The following is a 15,415-nucleotide window of genomic DNA, read 5'->3' as shown; positions in this document are numbered from 1 at the left end:
TGCGGGGGCCCACCCCCGCCCCCGGGGGGGGGGCCCCCCCAGGCCACGCGCCGCGCGCCGCGCGGCCCGGGCCGCGGGGGCCGCCCGCGGCCGCCCCCCCACGCCCCTGCGGGGGGGGGCCCCCGCGCCGGTTTGGCGGCACTTCACAAGATTTGCCCGGAACACCCCTATCCTGGCCGCACTATGGTCCGGCAACTCGGTGAACTGGAGAACGCCGTCATGACCCGGGTGTGGCGCTGGAACCGCCCGGTCACGGTTCGCGAGGTTCTGCTCGATCTCCGTACGGAACGCGATATCGCGTACACCACGGTGATGACCGTCCTGGACAAGCTGCACCGAAAGGGCTGGCTGCGCCGGGAGCGGGCCGGGCGGGCCTATCGATATGAGCCGGTCTCGTCCCGCGAGGCGTACACGGCGGCCCTCATGAACGACGCCTGGGCCACCAGCGACAATCCCGCGGCCGCGCTGGTGCACTTCTTCGGCCTGATGTCCCCGGAGCAACGCGAAGCACTGCGCGACGCACTGCGGGTCGCCGCGGTGTTCCCGGCCGGGCCGGATAGCCCCGATTCGGCGCCGGCCGCGGACGGTACCGGGGAGACCGGGGCGGGCCCGGCACGATAGCGTCCCGGCATGGAGGTCACCATCCGCCGGGCACGGACCACGGACGTGCGGGCAGTACGCAGGCTCATCGACAGCTACTCGCGCGACGGCATTCTGCTCGACAAGCCGACCGTCACACTGTTCGAATCCGTCCAGGAGTTCTGGGTGGCCGAACGCGACGACAACGGCGCGGTGGTGGCCTGCGGCGCCCTGCACGTGATGTGGGAGGACCTCGCCGAGGTGCGCACCCTCGCGGTCGACCCGGCCTGCCGGGGGTTCGGTATCGGGCACCTGCTGCTGGAGAAGCTGCTGCAGACCGCGCGCTGGCTCGGCGTCCGTCGGATTTTCTGCCTGACGTTCGAGGTCCCGTTCTTCGCGAAACACGGTTTCGTGGAGATCGGCGAGCTCCAGGAAACCGACGATGGTACGACAGACCCGGCGGCGATCGCTACGGATGTCTATGAAGAACTTCTCCGCTCGTACGATGAAGGTGTCGCGGAGTTCCTGGACCTGGAGCGTGTGAAGCCCAACACTCTGGGCAACTCAAGGATGCTGCTGCACCTGTGAGCCGCTCCGCCGCGGCGCAGGGGTTTGTGTTTTCCGGGGAAAGGCGCTTTCCTTTCCTTAGGCAATGGGTCGTTTAGCGGAAAGGGAAGCCCGTGGCACAGAGGGTGCAGGTCATTCTTGAAGACGATCTCGACGGCGGGTCGGCGGACGAGACGGTTACGTTCGCGCTCGACGGCGTTGCCTATGAGATCGACCTGAAGAGCGCCAACGCGGACAAGCTGCGCGGGCTGCTGGCCCCGTACGTGGAGAAGGGCCGCAAGCAGAGCGGCCGGATCGCCGGGGCCCGCCGCCCCAGCCGGAGCGGCTCGGCCCGACCGGCCGGCGGCGCCGCCCCGGACACCGCCAAGGTGCGCGCGTGGGCCAAGGAGAACGGGTACGAGGTCAACGACCGCGGCCGGGTGCCCAGCACCGTCCGCGAGGCCTACGAGAAGGCCAACGCGGCCTGATCCGGCGGTCGGCCGCCGGAGCGGGTGCGGGGCCCCGGCAGGACCGACCGACCGGTCGGCGGATCCACGCCGCACGCGCGGGGCGCGGAGGGGTCCCCTCCGCGCCCCGCGGCGCGTACCGGGCCGCCCGCCCGGGCACGGGGGGCGGAACATTCACGGGTTGTGCAACGCTGTAGGAGCGAAGCGGTAACGCGGCCACCACCCCAGTGGCCGGTCCGGCACCCCCGCCCCGGTCCGCGGCCCACCCCGAAGGCCGCACTTGAACCGACGTCACCGGCGACGGGGCACCACGGCACGGCCGTCGAACGGGCGGCCCGTCAGCCGACTTCTCGCCAGGCGAACACCGCCACCGCGGAAACTGCGCGAGAACGCGGCCGATACCGGGTATGAATGCAGGTGGGCAGGGCCGTGAGCCCCGCCCGGGGCAGTGAGTGCGGTCGGTCGAACACCGTCCGGCTGCGCCCAGGCGGGCGTTGTTCGCCGATGGCGTAGCGGTATCGGGTGCATCGGGCCCACCTGTGGGAACACCGTCTTCCAGCATCAGGTTGGGATTGGTGTCGGCTGGTCGCGCAGCATCTCGCTCCCGTACCGGGGAGTGAATCCGTGGGCCGCGCCGCTGAGCGGGACTAGCATGCGGAAGGACAGGGCGGGGACCGACCCCGAACTGCCCGACCGCTCTGAGGAGCGATAAACGATGTTCGAGAGGTTCACCGACCGCGCGCGGCGGGTTGTCGTCCTGGCTCAGGAAGAAGCCCGGATGCTCAACCACAACTACATCGGCACTGAGCACATCCTCCTGGGTCTGATCCACGAGGGTGAGGGTGTCGCCGCTAAGGCCCTGGAGAGCCTCGGGATTTCTCTTGAGGCTGTTCGCCAGCAGGTCGAGGAGATCATCGGCCAGGGCCAGCAGGCCCCGTCCGGCCACATCCCCTTCACCCCCCGGGCGAAGAAGGTCCTGGAGCTGTCGCTCCGCGAGGCCCTGCAGCTCGGCCACAACTACATCGGCACCGAGCACATCCTGCTCGGCCTGATCCGCGAGGGCGAGGGCGTCGCCGCCCAGGTCCTGGTGAAGCTGGGCGCGGACCTGAACCGGGTGCGCCAGCAGGTCATCCAGCTGCTCTCCGGCTACCAGACCCCCGGCAAGGAGTCGGCCACGGCCGGCGGCCCCGCCGAGGGCACCCCGTCGACCTCGCTGGTCCTCGACCAGTTCGGCCGCAACCTCACCCAGGCCGCCCGCGAGGCCAAGCTCGACCCGGTCATCGGGCGCGAGAAGGAGATCGAGCGGGTCATGCAGGTGCTGTCCCGCCGCACCAAGAACAACCCGGTGCTGATCGGTGAGCCCGGTGTCGGCAAGACCGCGGTCGTCGAGGGCCTGGCCCAGGCGATCGTCAAGGGCGAGGTGCCCGAGACCCTCAAGGACAAGCAGCTCTACACGCTGGACCTCGGCGCCCTGGTGGCCGGCTCCCGCTACCGCGGTGACTTCGAGGAGCGCCTGAAGAAGGTCCTCAAGGAGATCCGCACCCGCGGCGACATCATCCTCTTCATCGACGAGCTGCACACCCTGGTCGGCGCGGGCGCCGCCGAGGGCGCCATCGACGCCGCCTCCATCCTCAAGCCGATGCTGGCCCGAGGCGAGCTGCAGACCATCGGTGCCACCACGCTCGACGAGTACCGCAAGCACCTGGAGAAGGACGCCGCGCTGGAGCGCCGCTTCCAGCCGATCCAGGTCGCCGAGCCGTCGCTGCCGCACACCATCGAAATCCTCAAGGGCCTGCGCGACCGCTACGAGGCCCACCACCGGGTCTCCATCACGGACGCCGCCCTGGTCGCCGCCGCCACCCTGGCCGACCGGTACATCTCGGACCGCTTCCTGCCGGACAAGGCGATCGACCTGATCGACGAGGCCGGCTCCCGGATGCGCATCCGCCGGATGACCGCGCCGCCGGACCTGCGCGAGTTCGACGAGAAGATCGCCGACGTCCGCCGCGAGAAGGAGAGCGCGATCGACGCGCAGGACTTCGAGAAGGCCGCGTCCCTGCGCGACGACGAGAAGCAGCTCCTGCAGGCCAAGGCCAAGCGCGAGAAGGAGTGGAAGGCCGGCGACATGGACGTCGTCGCGGAGGTGGACGAGGAGCTCATCGCCGAGGTCCTGGCCACCGCGACCGGCATCCCGGTCTTCAAGCTGACCGAGGAGGAGTCCTCCCGCCTGCTGCGCATGGAGGACGAGCTGCACAAGCGCGTCATCGGCCAGAAGGACGCCATCAAGGCGCTCTCCCAGGCCATCCGGCGCACCCGTGCGGGCCTCAAGGACCCGAAGCGCCCCGGCGGCTCGTTCATCTTCGCCGGCCCGTCCGGTGTCGGTAAGACCGAGCTGTCCAAGACCCTCGCCGAGTTCCTCTTCGGCGACGAGGACGCGCTGATCTCGCTCGACATGTCGGAGTTCTCGGAGAAGCACACCGTCTCCCGGCTCTTCGGCTCCCCGCCCGGCTACGTGGGCTACGAGGAGGGCGGCCAGCTCACCGAGAAGGTGCGCCGCAAGCCGTTCTCGGTCGTCCTCTTCGACGAGGTCGAAAAGGCCCACCCGGACATCTTCAACTCGCTGCTGCAGATCCTGGAGGACGGTCGCCTGACCGACTCCCAGGGCCGCGTGGTCGACTTCAAGAACACCGTCATCATCATGACGACCAACCTCGGCACCCGGGACATCTCCAAGGGCTTCAACCTCGGCTTCGCGGCCACGGGTGACGCCCAGACCGGGTACGAGCGGATGAAGGCGAAGGTCGGCGAGGAGCTCAAGCAGCACTTCCGCCCCGAGTTCCTGAACCGCGTCGACGACATCGTGGTGTTCCACCAGCTGTCCGAGGACGACATCATCCAGATCGTCGACCTCATGATCGACAAGGTGGACTCCCGCCTCAAGGACCGCGACATGGGCCTGGAGCTCAGCGTCGAGGCCAAGAAGCTGCTCGCCAAGCGCGGCTACGACCCGATCCTGGGTGCCCGGCCGCTGCGCCGCACCATCCAGCGCGAGATCGAGGACCACCTCTCCGAGAAGATCCTCTTCGGCGAGCTGCGGGCCGGCCACATCGTGGTCGTCGGGGTCGAGGGCGAGGGCAAGGAGGCCAAGTTCACCTTCCGCGGGGAGGAGAAGTCGGCCGTGGCGGACACCCCGGCCGCCGTCGCTTCGCCCGGTCCCGACCTGACGAAGTAGCAACATTTAACAGACAACAGAAACCGTTGAGGCCCCCGGCGAGAACGCCGGGGGCCTCGGCCATTTCCCGGGCCGTCGCGGAAACTGTGATCCCTCCCACTGCTTCGCGCCACATCCGCCTGGCCAGGGGCTGGTGCGGGTACTTCCCATCATGGACAGCTGCTTTCCCGCTAATGGTTCTGACTGATCATCAGCTGATAGGGAGTCGCGGAGGATAGCGCTGTGGCCATGTCACGGTCAAGGTCTATCTTTTCTGTCCACGCTTGGATCAAATGACGTCCACCTGTCTTTCATTGGTTTGCCGGAAGGCCATGAGCCGGACCGGTTTGGGGAGGACGTCACAACGTTGAAGATGACCAGGAAAGCTGCCGCGCTCGGCGTGGCCACGACGGTCATAGCCGCGCTCGGCGCGGGGATGCTCCCGGGTGCGGCCTACGCCGCCCCGCCGGCCCCGGTCTCGCATGACCCGGCCGATGCCATCCAGACCGCGAAGGTCGAGCACAACATTCCCGGCCCGCTGACCGAGAAGGTCGAGGCCGAGCAGAAGGCTGCCACCGAGCAGCTCATCGCCGGCACCGCCAAGATCGAGCAGCACGGCGGCGGCTCCAGCATCAAGCTGGGCCGCAACAAGTACGTCGAGCTCGCCCGCGAGCGGACGGACAAGATCTTCACCATCCTGGTCGAGTTCGGCGACCAGGTGGACAGCACCACCATGCACAACGGTCAGCCGAAGTACGGTGGCGAGCCCGGTCCGGCCCACAACCAGATCGAGAAGCCCGACGCGGCGACCAACAACTCCACCGCCTGGCGTGCGGACTACAACCGCGAGCACTTCCAGGACCTGTACTTCCACCCCACCAAGGACTCGCTGAAGACCTACTTCGAGAAGCAGTCCTCGGGCCGCTACTCGGTCGACGGCAACGTCACCGACTGGGTGAAGGTGCCGTGGAACGAGGCCCGTTACGGCTCGAACTACTGCGGTCAGAACAGCTGCGCCAACGCGCAGGACCTGATCCGCGACGGCGTCGTCGCCTGGGTGGCGAGCGAGAAGGCCAAGGGCCGGACGGACGCTCAGATCCAGGCCGACATCGCGCAGTACGACAAGTGGGACCGGTACGACTTCGACCACGACGGCAACTTCAACGAGCCCGACGGTTACATCGACCACTTCCAGATCGTGCACGCCGGTGAGGACGAGTCGGCGGGCGGCGGCAAGCAGGGCAAGAACGCGCTCTGGGCCCACCGCTCGTACGCCTACGGCACCCAGGCCGGCTCCACCGGCCCCGCCGACAACAAGCTCGGCGGCACCCCGGTCGGCACCACCGGCATCTGGGTCGGCGACTACACCATGCAGCCCGAGAACGGCGGCCTCGGTGTCTTCGCGCACGAGTACGGCCACGACCTCGGTCTGCCGGACCTCTACGACACCTCCGGCAGCGGCATCGACAACTCGGTCGGCTTCTGGTCGCTGATGTCGTCCGGCTCGTGGCTCGGCGAGGGCAAGAACGAGATCGGCGACATGCCGAACGACCTCGACGCCTGGAGCAAGCTGCAGCTCGGCTGGCTGAAGTTCGACAAGGCGCAGGCCGGCAAGGGCTCCAAGCACCACATCGGCCCGGCGGCGTTCAACACCAAGCTGTCGCAGGCGCTCGTCGTCGACCTGCCGAAGAAGCCCGTCACCACCGTCATCAACACCCCGCACGCGGGTGCCAACGAATGGTGGAGCGGCAGCGCGGACGACCTGAACGTCTCGCTGGTCCGCGACGTCGACCTCACCGGCAAGACCTCGGCCTCGCTGACGGCCAAGGCCTGGTACGACATCGAGCAGGACTTCGACTACGGCTACGCCGAGGTCTCCACCGACGGTGGCGCCCAGTGGACGGCCCTCGCGGGTACCTTCAACGGCACCGCGCTCCCGGCCGACCCGTCCGGCAAGCCGTCGCTGAGCGGCAGCTCCGGCGACAAGTGGGGCGACCTGGCCTTCTCGCTGGACGCCTACGCCGGCAAGGCCGTGAAGATCCGCTTCCGCTACACCACCGACGGCGGTCTGCACCTCAAGGGCCTGGCCCTGGACGACATCGCCATCGCGGCCAACGGCGCCCCGGTCTTCACCGACGGTGCCGAGAACGGTGACAACGGCTGGACCGCGAACGGGTTCTCCCGCATCACGGGCCAGTTCACCAAGGAGTACGCGCAGTACTACATCGCGGAGAACCGCCGCTACATCTCGTACGACCGCACCCTCCAGGTCGGCCCGTACAACTTCGGCTTCGGCAACACCAAGCCGGGCTGGGTGGAGCACTACCCCTACCAGGACGGCCTGCTGATCTGGCTGTGGGACACCTCCCAGAGTGACAACAACGTCACCAACCACCCGGGCTCGGGTCTGATCCTCCCGGTCGACTCGCACCCGAACACGCTCAAGTGGGCCGACGGCACCCTGATGCGCTCGCGCATCCAGGGCTACGACTCCACCTTCGGCTCGCAGCGCGTCGACAGCATCACCCTGCACAAGAACGGTGTGCCGACGGTCATCCCGAAGGCCAAGGGCGTCGACGAGTTCAACGACCTGCGCTCCTACTGGAACGCGGAGAACAAGTACAGCAGCGTCATCGTCCCGAAGACCGGCACCAGCATCGAGATCGAGAACGAGTCCTCGAACTACCTCGAAACCTGGATCCGCGTCCGCCCGGTCGACAACTGATCGCCCCGAGCAGTGACGATCAGCCTGTGACCAGGCACTGACGTACCAGTCCGGCCCGTCCCCGCAGCAGCGGGGGCGGGCCGGACGCCGTTCGCGGGCCCGGCGGCCCGCCGTAACCGGCGGACCGTCAGACCCGGCTCCCCGGCACTTCCGGCTCTCGGTCACTTCCGGCGCCCCGTCAGGCCGCCTCGGCACAGGAGGCGTTGCCGTCCTCGGCGGAGGGCGGCAACGGCCCGTCAGGCCGCGGTGGGCGGGCCCAGCCGGTCCAGGAATTCCCCGACCGCCGCCGTGACCTCCTTGGCCGACCACTCCAGCGCGGGGCCCGCCACCGTCACCTCGGTCATCGCCAGCCCGGGCGGACCGGGCTCGCGCCAGGCCCCGAACAGGGCCGTCCCCGACTCCTCCGCCAGCCGCAGCCCGGCCTCGTCCGCCTGCTCGGCCGGGTACGGGAGCCAGAGCTGGAACTGGTGGGTGTGCGGCGGCGCGGGGTGCACCCGGGCGCCCGGGACCTCCGCGACGGCCTCGGCCAGCGCCGCCGCGACCGTCCGGGCGTGCGCCACGTACTCCGGCAGGCGCGGCAGTTCGCGCTCCAGTCCGGCCAGCGCGGCGAGCGCGGCCGGCCACTGCTGGAAGAGCTGGCCGCCGTAGCGGTGGCGCCAGGCCCGGGAGGTCCGGACGAACCCCTCCCCGCCGGCCAGGGCGGCCCCGCTGATGCCGCCCAGGGTCTTGTAGAAGGAGACGTAGACCGAGTCGGCCAGCGCCGCGATCTCGGGCAGCGAGCGGCCGAGGTGCACGGTGGACTCCCACAGCCGGGCGCCGTCCAGGTGCAGGGCGGCCCCCTGCTCCTCCCGGACGAAGGCCGCGACGGCCGCCAGCTCGCCCCACTGCGGCAGGACGAACCCGGCCTCCCGCAGCGGGAGTTCGAGGATCATCGCGGCGTACGGCTCCTCGAAGCAGCGCAGCTCGCGGACGGTCGGGATGCGCGGCGCCGTGGTCGGCCAGACGCTGCGCAGGCCGGAGAGGACGGCGTGCGCGTGCCGTTCGTGCCGCTCGGTGTGGCCGAGCGGGTGCATCGCGACGGCGGGGTTGCCGGCCCGTTCGGCCCAGATCCGCAGCGCGACCTGCTGGGCCATCGTGCCGGTGGGGAAGAACGCCGCGTCCTCGGTGCCGAGCAGCTCGGCGACCCGCCGCTCCAGCGTGCGGACCGCGCCGTCGCCGTACTGGTCGGGGGGTCCGTCCAGGTCCTGGCCGGCGGCGCCGTCCGCGAGCCCGGCGATCCGCTCCCGCAGGCTCTGCGGCCGGACGCCCGAGAGCAGCCGGTCGCAGCCGCGCAGGGCGGTGAACCGGCGCTCTCTCGGGGTGGGGGCCCCGGCGCCTTCGGTGTCTTCGCTCCAGTTGGCATACATGCGTCGATGGTCCCGCAGACCGGGCGTTCGGTCAGGAGGGGCCGCACGGGCAGTACGCAGCGTGAGCCCCGCCACTCCGCGGGCCCTCCGGCGGCGGTCGGCGGGGCCCGGGCCGGTGGCACTGGTCACAGGGGGCGGAGGGGGTACGAGGGGCGGTAGTAGGCCGTTCGAGCGAAGGAACCCGGGCTCCGATGCCATGAACCGACGAGCAGATCGAATGATCGTTACTCCGTCGGTTTGAATCTCCGGCCCGGCAATGACTACACGCCGTAGTAGGTCACACCGTTTGGGACTCCCCTCGGTGACGGTTACACCTGAGTGGTCCCCGCTCTGCACGCCCCTGACGGGCTCAGTGCTGCCCCCGTACGTCCGTGAGGTTGAGCTACCGATGTCCTCCATCCCGCCCATGGGGCCGGCCTTCCGCCGCCTCGCCGCCCGCGCGGCGACCCAGGCGGCGGCCTGGCAGCCCCGGCTCGGCCACGCCCTGCGCACCCGGACCGCACCGCTGCGCGCGCTGACCGAGCCCGCGCTGACCATGCCCGCCCAGATCCTCTCCGGAGCACGGCTGCCGATGGCCGGCGGACCGACCCACCACTCGCGGGCCCTCGGCCCGTCCGCCGGCTCGCACCGCGCCGCCACCGCGGTCGGCGCCGCCGCGGTCATACTGTCCGGCGCGCTGCTGGTGGCCGCCCCCGGCAGCGCCTCGGCGCAGACCGTCCGGCCCACCACTCCCGGCAGCTCGGCCTTCACCGTCCCGCAGGGCGCCTCGCCCACCCCGGGCGTGGTGCAGGTGGCCGGCCCGAGCGCGTACCAGCTGGCGCACGAGAACACCTCGGCGCAGGACGACGTCGCCGTCGCCGCCAACCTGCTGGCCGTACCGGCCGTCCCGGTCGTCCCGGCCGAACAGGCCGCGGCCGGGGCGACCTCCGCCGACCACGCCCACCCCGACGGGCAGGGCCACCCGGCCGGGCAGGCCGAGGCCCCCGCCGAGCAGGCCCCCGCGGAGCAGGCCCCGGCCGAGCCCGCACCCGCCGAGCCCGCGCCCGCCGCCGAGCCGGAGCCGGCCCCCGAGCCCGCCCCGGCGCCCGAGTGGTCCGCCCCGGTGCCCGGCGCGCCGACCAGCAACCCGTACGGCAAGGTCAACCCCGAGTACGCGGCCGGCTACCACACCGGCGTGGACTTCGCGGTCGCCCCCGGCACCCCGCTGCTCGCCGTCGGCAAGGCCACCGTCGTCTCGGCGGGCTGGTCCGGCGCGTACGGCAAGGAGGTCGTGCTGAAGCTGGCGGACGGTCACTTCGCCGAGTACGCCCACATGTCGTCGATCTCGGTGAAGGCTGGCGACCGGGTGTCGCCGGGCCAGCAGATCGGCCGCTCCGGCAACACCGGCAACTCCACCGGGCCGCACCTGCACTTCGAGATCCGCTCGAAGAACCACTACGGCGCCGTGATCAACCCGGTGGCGTACCTCTCGGCGCGCGGGGTCGGCTTCTGACCCGCGGTCGACCGTGATCGAGCCGCCGCGGCCCCGACGGGCTGCGGCGGCTCGGCCGTTCCCGGGGCCGCCGGGCCGTCGGGCCCGGTGGATCACGTTCCGTCGATCGGGCCCACTGGATCAGGCCCGGCGGATCAGGCCCGGTCGATCGAGCCCGGTGGATCAGGCCCGGATCAGGCCGGCTGGATCAGGCCGGCGATCTCCAGGGCGACGTGCTCGGCGGCGGTCATCGCCTCGGCCAGGGTGGCGACCCTGGCCTCCCCGCCATCGTCCGGGACGTCGCACCCCTGGTGGTCCTGCTTGAGCAGGAACAGCGCGGAGTTCACGGTGAACAGCGCCATCGCCGCGCGCAGCCGGTCCTCGAAGCCCGCACCCGGGCCGTGCACCAGCTGGATCATGGCGATCATCCGGTCCCGGAACTCCAGCCCGGACGGGGTGTCGCGCAGCGCCGGCTGGTTCTCGTGGAAGAAGCGCAGCAGCGGCGCCCGCTCGGACATGCCGGCGGCGAAGCGCCGGATCAGCTCGTCGCGCACCTCGGGCGACCAGGGCTGCTGCCGCCCCCACTCGATCGTCTCGTCGATCGGCGCGGCCATCGACTCCACGATGCCGTGGACGATGTCGTCCTTGGTCTTGAAGTGGTAGTACAGCGCGGCCTTGGTGACGCCCAGCCGGTCGGCGATCTCGCGCAGCGAGGTCTGCTCGTAGCCCTGCTCGGAGAAGAGTTCCAGTGCCACCGCGACGATGCGGGCCCGGGTGTCGCTGCGGGGGCTGTGCGTCGTACCCATGGCCTGCCTCGTGACTACGGTCGGTGAACTGCGTGCGCCGGGTCATTGTCGCCGCCCAGGGGGTGCACAGAAAACTGGCTTGACGACCGGCTAGTGAACAACTTACCGTGCCGACGATCGAAGAAACTAGCCGGGCGACAAGTAAGTAACCGACGAACGGTCGGCGCGGTCGCCCCGGAACCGACTACGGGAGAGACACCACCCATGTCAGAACCGCAGGCCGGCAGCGCGGCAGGCCAACCCGCGACCGGCAGGGGGGCGGCCGGGGACGCGCCGTCCGCCGCAGTCGACGCCACCTCCGCACCGGCCGCCGCACCGACCGCACCGGTGACGACGCCGGCGACGACGCCGGTGACGAAGACCACCGCGACGAAGACCGCGACGAAGACCACCGCGACGAAGGCCGACGCCGTGAAGTCCGACCGGAAGGCCGACCCGGAGCAGGACGCCGCCCCGCAGCCCGCCGAGGAGGAGCCGCGCAGCCCGCGCGAGATCCGCCTCGTCATGGTCGGCCTGGTGGTCACCATGCTGCTGGCCATGCTCGACAACCTGATCGTCGGCACCGCGATGCCCACCATCGTCGGCGACCTCGGCGGGGCCGAGCACCTCTCCTGGGTGGTCACCTCCTACATCCTGGCGACCGCCGCCTCCACCCCGATCTGGGGCAAGCTCGGCGACCTGTACGGCCGCAAGGGCACCTTCCTCACCTCCATCGTGATCTTCCTGGCGGGCTCGGCGCTGTCCGGCCTCTCCCAGGACATGACCCAGCTGATCGCCTTCCGCGCCGTCCAGGGCCTGGGCGCCGGTGGTCTGATGGTCGGCGTGATGTCGATCATCGGCGCGCTGGTCCCGCCGCGCGACCGCGGCAAGTACCAGGGCATGTTCGCCGCCGTCATGGCGCTCGCCACCATCGGCGGACCGCTGGTCGGCGGGTTCATCACCGACCACCTCAGCTGGCGCTGGACCTTCTACATCAACCTGCCGCTCGGCGTGGTCGCCCTCGCCGTCGTGGTGGCGACCCTGAAGCTGCCCAAGGTCCGCTCCTCCGCGCGGATCGACTGGTTCGGCGCCCTGCTGCTGACCGTCGGCATCGTCGCGCTGACCCTGATCACCACCTGGGGCGGCCACGAGTATGCCTGGGGCTCGCAGCAGATCCTCGGCCTGGCCGCGCTGGCCGCCGCCTCGCTGATCGCCTTCTGCTACGTGGAGCAGCGGGTCGAGGAGCCGATGCTCCCGCTGGCCCTGTTCAAGAACCTGAACTTCACGCTGGTCAACGTCATCGGCTTCGTGGTCGGCTTCGTGATGTTCGGCTCGACCGTCTTCCTGCCGCTCTACCAGCAGACCGTCCAGGGCGCCTCGGCGACCAACTCGGGCCTGCTGCTGATGCCGATGATGCTCGGCATGCTGGTGATCTCGCTGGTCGTCGGCCAGGCGATCACCAAGACCGGCAAGTACCGGATCTACCCGATCATCGGTACGGCGGTGATGGCCGGCGGTTCGCTGCTGCTGTCCCTGCTGTCGACCGAGACCTCCACCTTCGAGTCCGCCTGCTACATGGTGGTGCTCGGCGCCGGCATGGGCTTCCTGATGCAGGTGGCGATGCTGGTCGCGCAGAACAGCGTCGAGCTGAAGGACATGGGCGTGGCCAGCTCCACCGCCACCCTGTTCCGCACCATCGGCGGCTCCTTCGGGGTGGCGCTGTTCGGCGCGCTGTTCAACAGCCGGGTCACCGCGACCATGGAGGAGCGGCTCGGTTCGACGGCCGGCGCCGGGGTGCAGGGCGACCCGGCGCAGATGACCCCGGGCGCGCTCCGGGCGCTGCCCGAGCCCGTCCAGGACGCGTACCACCACGCGGTCGCCAACGGCATGCACAGCGTCTTCCTGTGGAGCGCCGCGGTCGCGGTGATCGCCATCGCCGCCGCGCTGTTCCTGCGCGAGGTCCCGCTGCGCAGCGCCGGCGACCCGGGCGGCAAGCCCGCGGCCGACGCCGGGCAGCCGGACGCCAAGCCGAGCGAGCCGGTCGCGGTCTGACCGCCACCACCGGGCCGCCGCACCGGGCCCCGTCTCCTCCGGGAGGCGGGGCCCGTACGCGTTCCGGGGCCTGCGGCCGTACGCGGTCCGGGGCGGGGCTGGAGGCTGGGGCTGAGGCCGGGGCCGGGGCCGGGGCTACTGCGGCAGGCGGTAGACGCCCTGCTCGACCGGTTCCACCAGGCCGTCGGCGACCAGGCCGTCCAGGGCGCGGGCCCGCTGCACCGCGTCCGGCCAGACCGCGTCCAGCCGCGCCTGCTCCACCGTGCCGTGCGACTCGCGTAGCACCGCGAGGAGCTTGCCCCGCACCTGGCGGTCCGTCCCCTCGTACGACTGGCCGCGCCGCGCCGGGCCCTCGTACGGCGGGCGGCCGGCCCGCTGCCAGGCGCACTGGGTGAACAGCGGGCAGCCGGCGCACTCGGGGCTGCGCGCCGTGCAGACCAGCGCGCCGAGCTCCATCACGCCGACCGCCCAGGTCGCCGCGGTCTCGGCGGCGTCGGGCAGCAGGGCGGTGGCGGTCCGCCGCTCGGCCGCGGTGGTGGCCTGCGCCGGGTACTCGACGCCGGTCACCGCGCGGGCGAGGACCCGGCGCACGTTGGTGTCCAGGACGACGTGCCGCTGCCGGAAGGCGAAGGAGGCCACCGCCGCGGCCGTGTACTCGCCGACACCGGGCAGCGAGAGCAGCGTCGCGTGGTCGTCCGGGACCTCGCCGCCGTGCTCCTCGGTGATCGCCACCGCGGCGGCGTGCAGGCGCAGCGCCCGCCGCGGGTAGCCGAGCCGGCCCCACATCCGGACCGCCTCGCCGGGGGCGTCGGCCGCCAGGTCGGCCGGGGTGGGCCAGCGCTCCAGCCAGGCCGCGTACGCCGGGAGCACCCGCTTCACCGGGGTCTGCTGGAGCATGAACTCGCTCACCATGACGGCCCAGGGTGTGGCCTCGGCGGTCCGCCAGGGGAGGTCGCGGGCGTTGGCCTCGTACCAGCTGAGGACGGTGGAGTGGAGCAGCGCCGTCGGGGCGGCGTCGGGGGCGGTGATGGCAGTCATGGCCCCTCGATCCTGCCATGCCCGTCCGCCGCGCCGAAGTGGAGCCGAATGCTCCGCAATCGGCCCATCATGCTCCCCCGGACGGCTCAAATGGCGGATCATGTGAAGGAAGGGGCGACTGTGCGGTGTTGGTGAGTCACAGGGCACACACTGTCTCGTAGAGTTTGGGCGTGCCTTCTCTGCGTCAACCCGTGGGACCACTGCCGGCCTCGATCTACTGGCGTCGGCGCCTCGTCGTGCTCGTCGCCGTCCTCGCGGTCGGCGCGCTGATCGCCTGGCTGATGTCCGGTCAGGACGACGGCGGCAAGAGCCCGTCCGGCAAGGCCCAGCCCGCCCCGACCGGTTCGCCGGCCCAGTCCATCACCCCCGGCGCCACGCCGAGCGGCCCGGCCCGCCCCGGCTCCGTGGGCGGCGGCTCCGGCGGCTCGGGGGGCGCCACCGGCGGAGCGGTCTCCGGTTCGGGCGGCGGCGAGGTCAGCCTGAGCTCCGGCGGCACCGGCGGCGGTGCGACCGGCCAGGGCGCGGCGACCGGCGGCGGCTCGGGCGGGGGCACCGGCGGAGGTGCGGCGGCCGGCGGTACGAGCGGCGGCGGCGCCGCGGGCGGTACCAGCGGCTCGGGCTCGGGCGGTTCCGGCGGGGGCAGCGGTGCTCCCCCGGTGAACACCGCCGAGGTCATGGCGCTCCCGGTCTGCGCCTCCTCCCAGATCACCCTGGAGCTGTCCAGCGCGCAGAACGCGTACCAGCCCAAGGAGAAGCCGCGCATGGTGCTGACCGTGCGCAACTCGGCCGGCAGCAACTGCCGGGTCGACCTCGGCCGCACCACCTCGGCCATCACGCTGACCGCGAGCAACGGCGAGCGGATCTGGTCCTCCGGCGACTGCCCGCCCGACCGGGCGAGCTCCTGGGTGCAGATCCCCGCCAACGGCGGCCTGACCGAGACCTTCACCTGGGACCGCAGCCGCAGCAAGCCGCAGTGCGCCACCCCGGTCGACCCGGCGCCCGCGCCGGCCGGCAACTACCTGGTGGTCGCCGACCTGTCGGGGCTGACCGGCGGACAGGTCTCGGCGCGCTCCTCGATCCGGCTGGAGAGCTGAGCCGGGGCCACGATCGGGACGACACGGCGGCGGCCCCGGGG

General features: G+C 71.4%; 11 protein-coding genes. 8 read left to right on the top strand and 3 right to left on the bottom strand.

Annotated features, from left to right (window positions below):
* The first annotated feature begins 183 nt into the window (after positions 1–183).
* From ACWGB8_RS25275 to ACWGB8_RS25255, 5 genes are all read left to right on the top strand, one after another.
* On the top strand, positions 184–621 hold the full coding sequence (locus ACWGB8_RS25275) for a BlaI/MecI/CopY family transcriptional regulator (protein WP_452215872.1): 438 nt from the start codon (positions 184–186) through the stop codon (positions 619–621).
* A gap of 9 nt (positions 622–630) precedes the next feature.
* Entirely contained in the window at positions 631–1,167 is a 537-nt protein-coding gene (locus ACWGB8_RS25270; RefSeq protein ID WP_452215871.1) for an amino-acid N-acetyltransferase, read from the top strand.
* A gap of 92 nt (positions 1,168–1,259) precedes the next feature.
* Entirely contained in the window at positions 1,260–1,613 is a 354-nt protein-coding gene (locus tag ACWGB8_RS25265) for a histone-like nucleoid-structuring protein Lsr2 (protein WP_452215870.1), read from the top strand.
* A gap of 694 nt (positions 1,614–2,307) precedes the next feature.
* Positions 2,308–4,824, top strand: coding sequence for an ATP-dependent Clp protease ATP-binding subunit (locus ACWGB8_RS25260; protein WP_452215869.1), 2,517 nt, complete (start codon positions 2,308–2,310; stop codon positions 4,822–4,824).
* 352 nt (positions 4,825–5,176) lie between these two features.
* The gene (locus ACWGB8_RS25255; protein WP_452215868.1) at positions 5,177–7,528 is read left to right on the top strand and encodes an immune inhibitor A domain-containing protein; all 2,352 of its coding nucleotides are present in this window, start codon (positions 5,177–5,179) and stop codon (positions 7,526–7,528) included.
* A 236-nt stretch (positions 7,529–7,764) separates the two neighbouring features.
* On the opposite strand, the gene ACWGB8_RS25250 is transcribed toward ACWGB8_RS25255, so the two are convergent.
* On the bottom strand, positions 7,765–8,934 hold the full coding sequence (locus tag ACWGB8_RS25250) for a threonine aldolase family protein (protein ID WP_452215867.1): 1,170 nt from the start codon (positions 8,932–8,934) through the stop codon (positions 7,765–7,767).
* Between the two features lie 388 nt (positions 8,935–9,322).
* Here ACWGB8_RS25250 and ACWGB8_RS25245 point away from each other — a divergent pair, with 388 nt between their 5' ends.
* Complete coding sequence (locus ACWGB8_RS25245; protein WP_452215866.1) at positions 9,323–10,426, top strand: M23 family metallopeptidase; 1,104 nt, start codon at positions 9,323–9,325, stop codon at positions 10,424–10,426.
* A 173-nt stretch (positions 10,427–10,599) separates the two neighbouring features.
* Here ACWGB8_RS25245 and ACWGB8_RS25240 read toward each other — a convergent pair whose 3' ends face one another.
* The gene (locus ACWGB8_RS25240; protein WP_452215865.1) at positions 10,600–11,211 is read right to left on the bottom strand and encodes a TetR/AcrR family transcriptional regulator; all 612 of its coding nucleotides are present in this window, start codon (positions 11,209–11,211) and stop codon (positions 10,600–10,602) included.
* Between the two features lie 204 nt (positions 11,212–11,415).
* On the opposite strand from ACWGB8_RS25240, the gene ACWGB8_RS25235 reads away from it, so the two are divergent.
* Positions 11,416–13,242, top strand: a complete 1,827-nt coding sequence (locus ACWGB8_RS25235) for an MDR family MFS transporter (protein ID WP_452215864.1) — start codon at positions 11,416–11,418, stop codon at positions 13,240–13,242.
* Between the two features lie 135 nt (positions 13,243–13,377).
* Here ACWGB8_RS25235 and ACWGB8_RS25230 read toward each other — a convergent pair whose 3' ends face one another.
* Positions 13,378–14,280, bottom strand: a complete 903-nt coding sequence (locus ACWGB8_RS25230; protein WP_452215863.1) for an A/G-specific adenine glycosylase — start codon at positions 14,278–14,280, stop codon at positions 13,378–13,380.
* Positions 14,281–14,450: 170 nt separating this feature from the next.
* On the opposite strand from ACWGB8_RS25230, the gene ACWGB8_RS25225 reads away from it, so the two are divergent.
* The gene (locus tag ACWGB8_RS25225; RefSeq protein WP_452215862.1) at positions 14,451–15,374 is read left to right on the top strand and encodes a hypothetical protein; all 924 of its coding nucleotides are present in this window, start codon (positions 14,451–14,453) and stop codon (positions 15,372–15,374) included.
* Positions 15,375–15,415: the final 41 nt, after the last annotated feature.

It is taken from the genome of Kitasatospora sp. NPDC054939 (assembly GCF_053610105.1).
Note: the sequence above shows the minus strand (reverse complement) of the source record. Positions and strands in the feature narration are given on the sequence as shown.

Excerpts from the sequence above, each read along its gene's own strand:
- ACWGB8_RS25275 (WP_452215872.1), top strand. The coding sequence starts at position 184 with ATGGTCCGGCAACTCGGTGAACTGGAGAACGCCGTCATGACCCGGGTG.
- ACWGB8_RS25270 (WP_452215871.1), top strand. The coding sequence starts at position 631 with ATGGAGGTCACCATCCGCCGGGCACGGACCACGGACGTGCGGGCAGTA.
- ACWGB8_RS25260 (WP_452215869.1), top strand. The coding sequence starts at position 2,308 with ATGTTCGAGAGGTTCACCGACCGCGCGCGGCGGGTTGTCGTCCTGGCT.
- ACWGB8_RS25255 (WP_452215868.1), top strand. The coding sequence starts at position 5,177 with ATGACCAGGAAAGCTGCCGCGCTCGGCGTGGCCACGACGGTCATAGCC.
- ACWGB8_RS25250 (WP_452215867.1), bottom strand. The coding sequence starts at position 8,934 with ATGTATGCCAACTGGAGCGAAGACACCGAAGGCGCCGGGGCCCCCACC.
- ACWGB8_RS25245 (WP_452215866.1), top strand. The coding sequence starts at position 9,323 with ATGTCCTCCATCCCGCCCATGGGGCCGGCCTTCCGCCGCCTCGCCGCC.
- ACWGB8_RS25240 (WP_452215865.1), bottom strand. The coding sequence starts at position 11,211 with ATGGGTACGACGCACAGCCCCCGCAGCGACACCCGGGCCCGCATCGTC.
- ACWGB8_RS25235 (WP_452215864.1), top strand. The coding sequence starts at position 11,416 with ATGTCAGAACCGCAGGCCGGCAGCGCGGCAGGCCAACCCGCGACCGGC.
- ACWGB8_RS25230 (WP_452215863.1), bottom strand. The coding sequence starts at position 14,280 with ATGACTGCCATCACCGCCCCCGACGCCGCCCCGACGGCGCTGCTCCAC.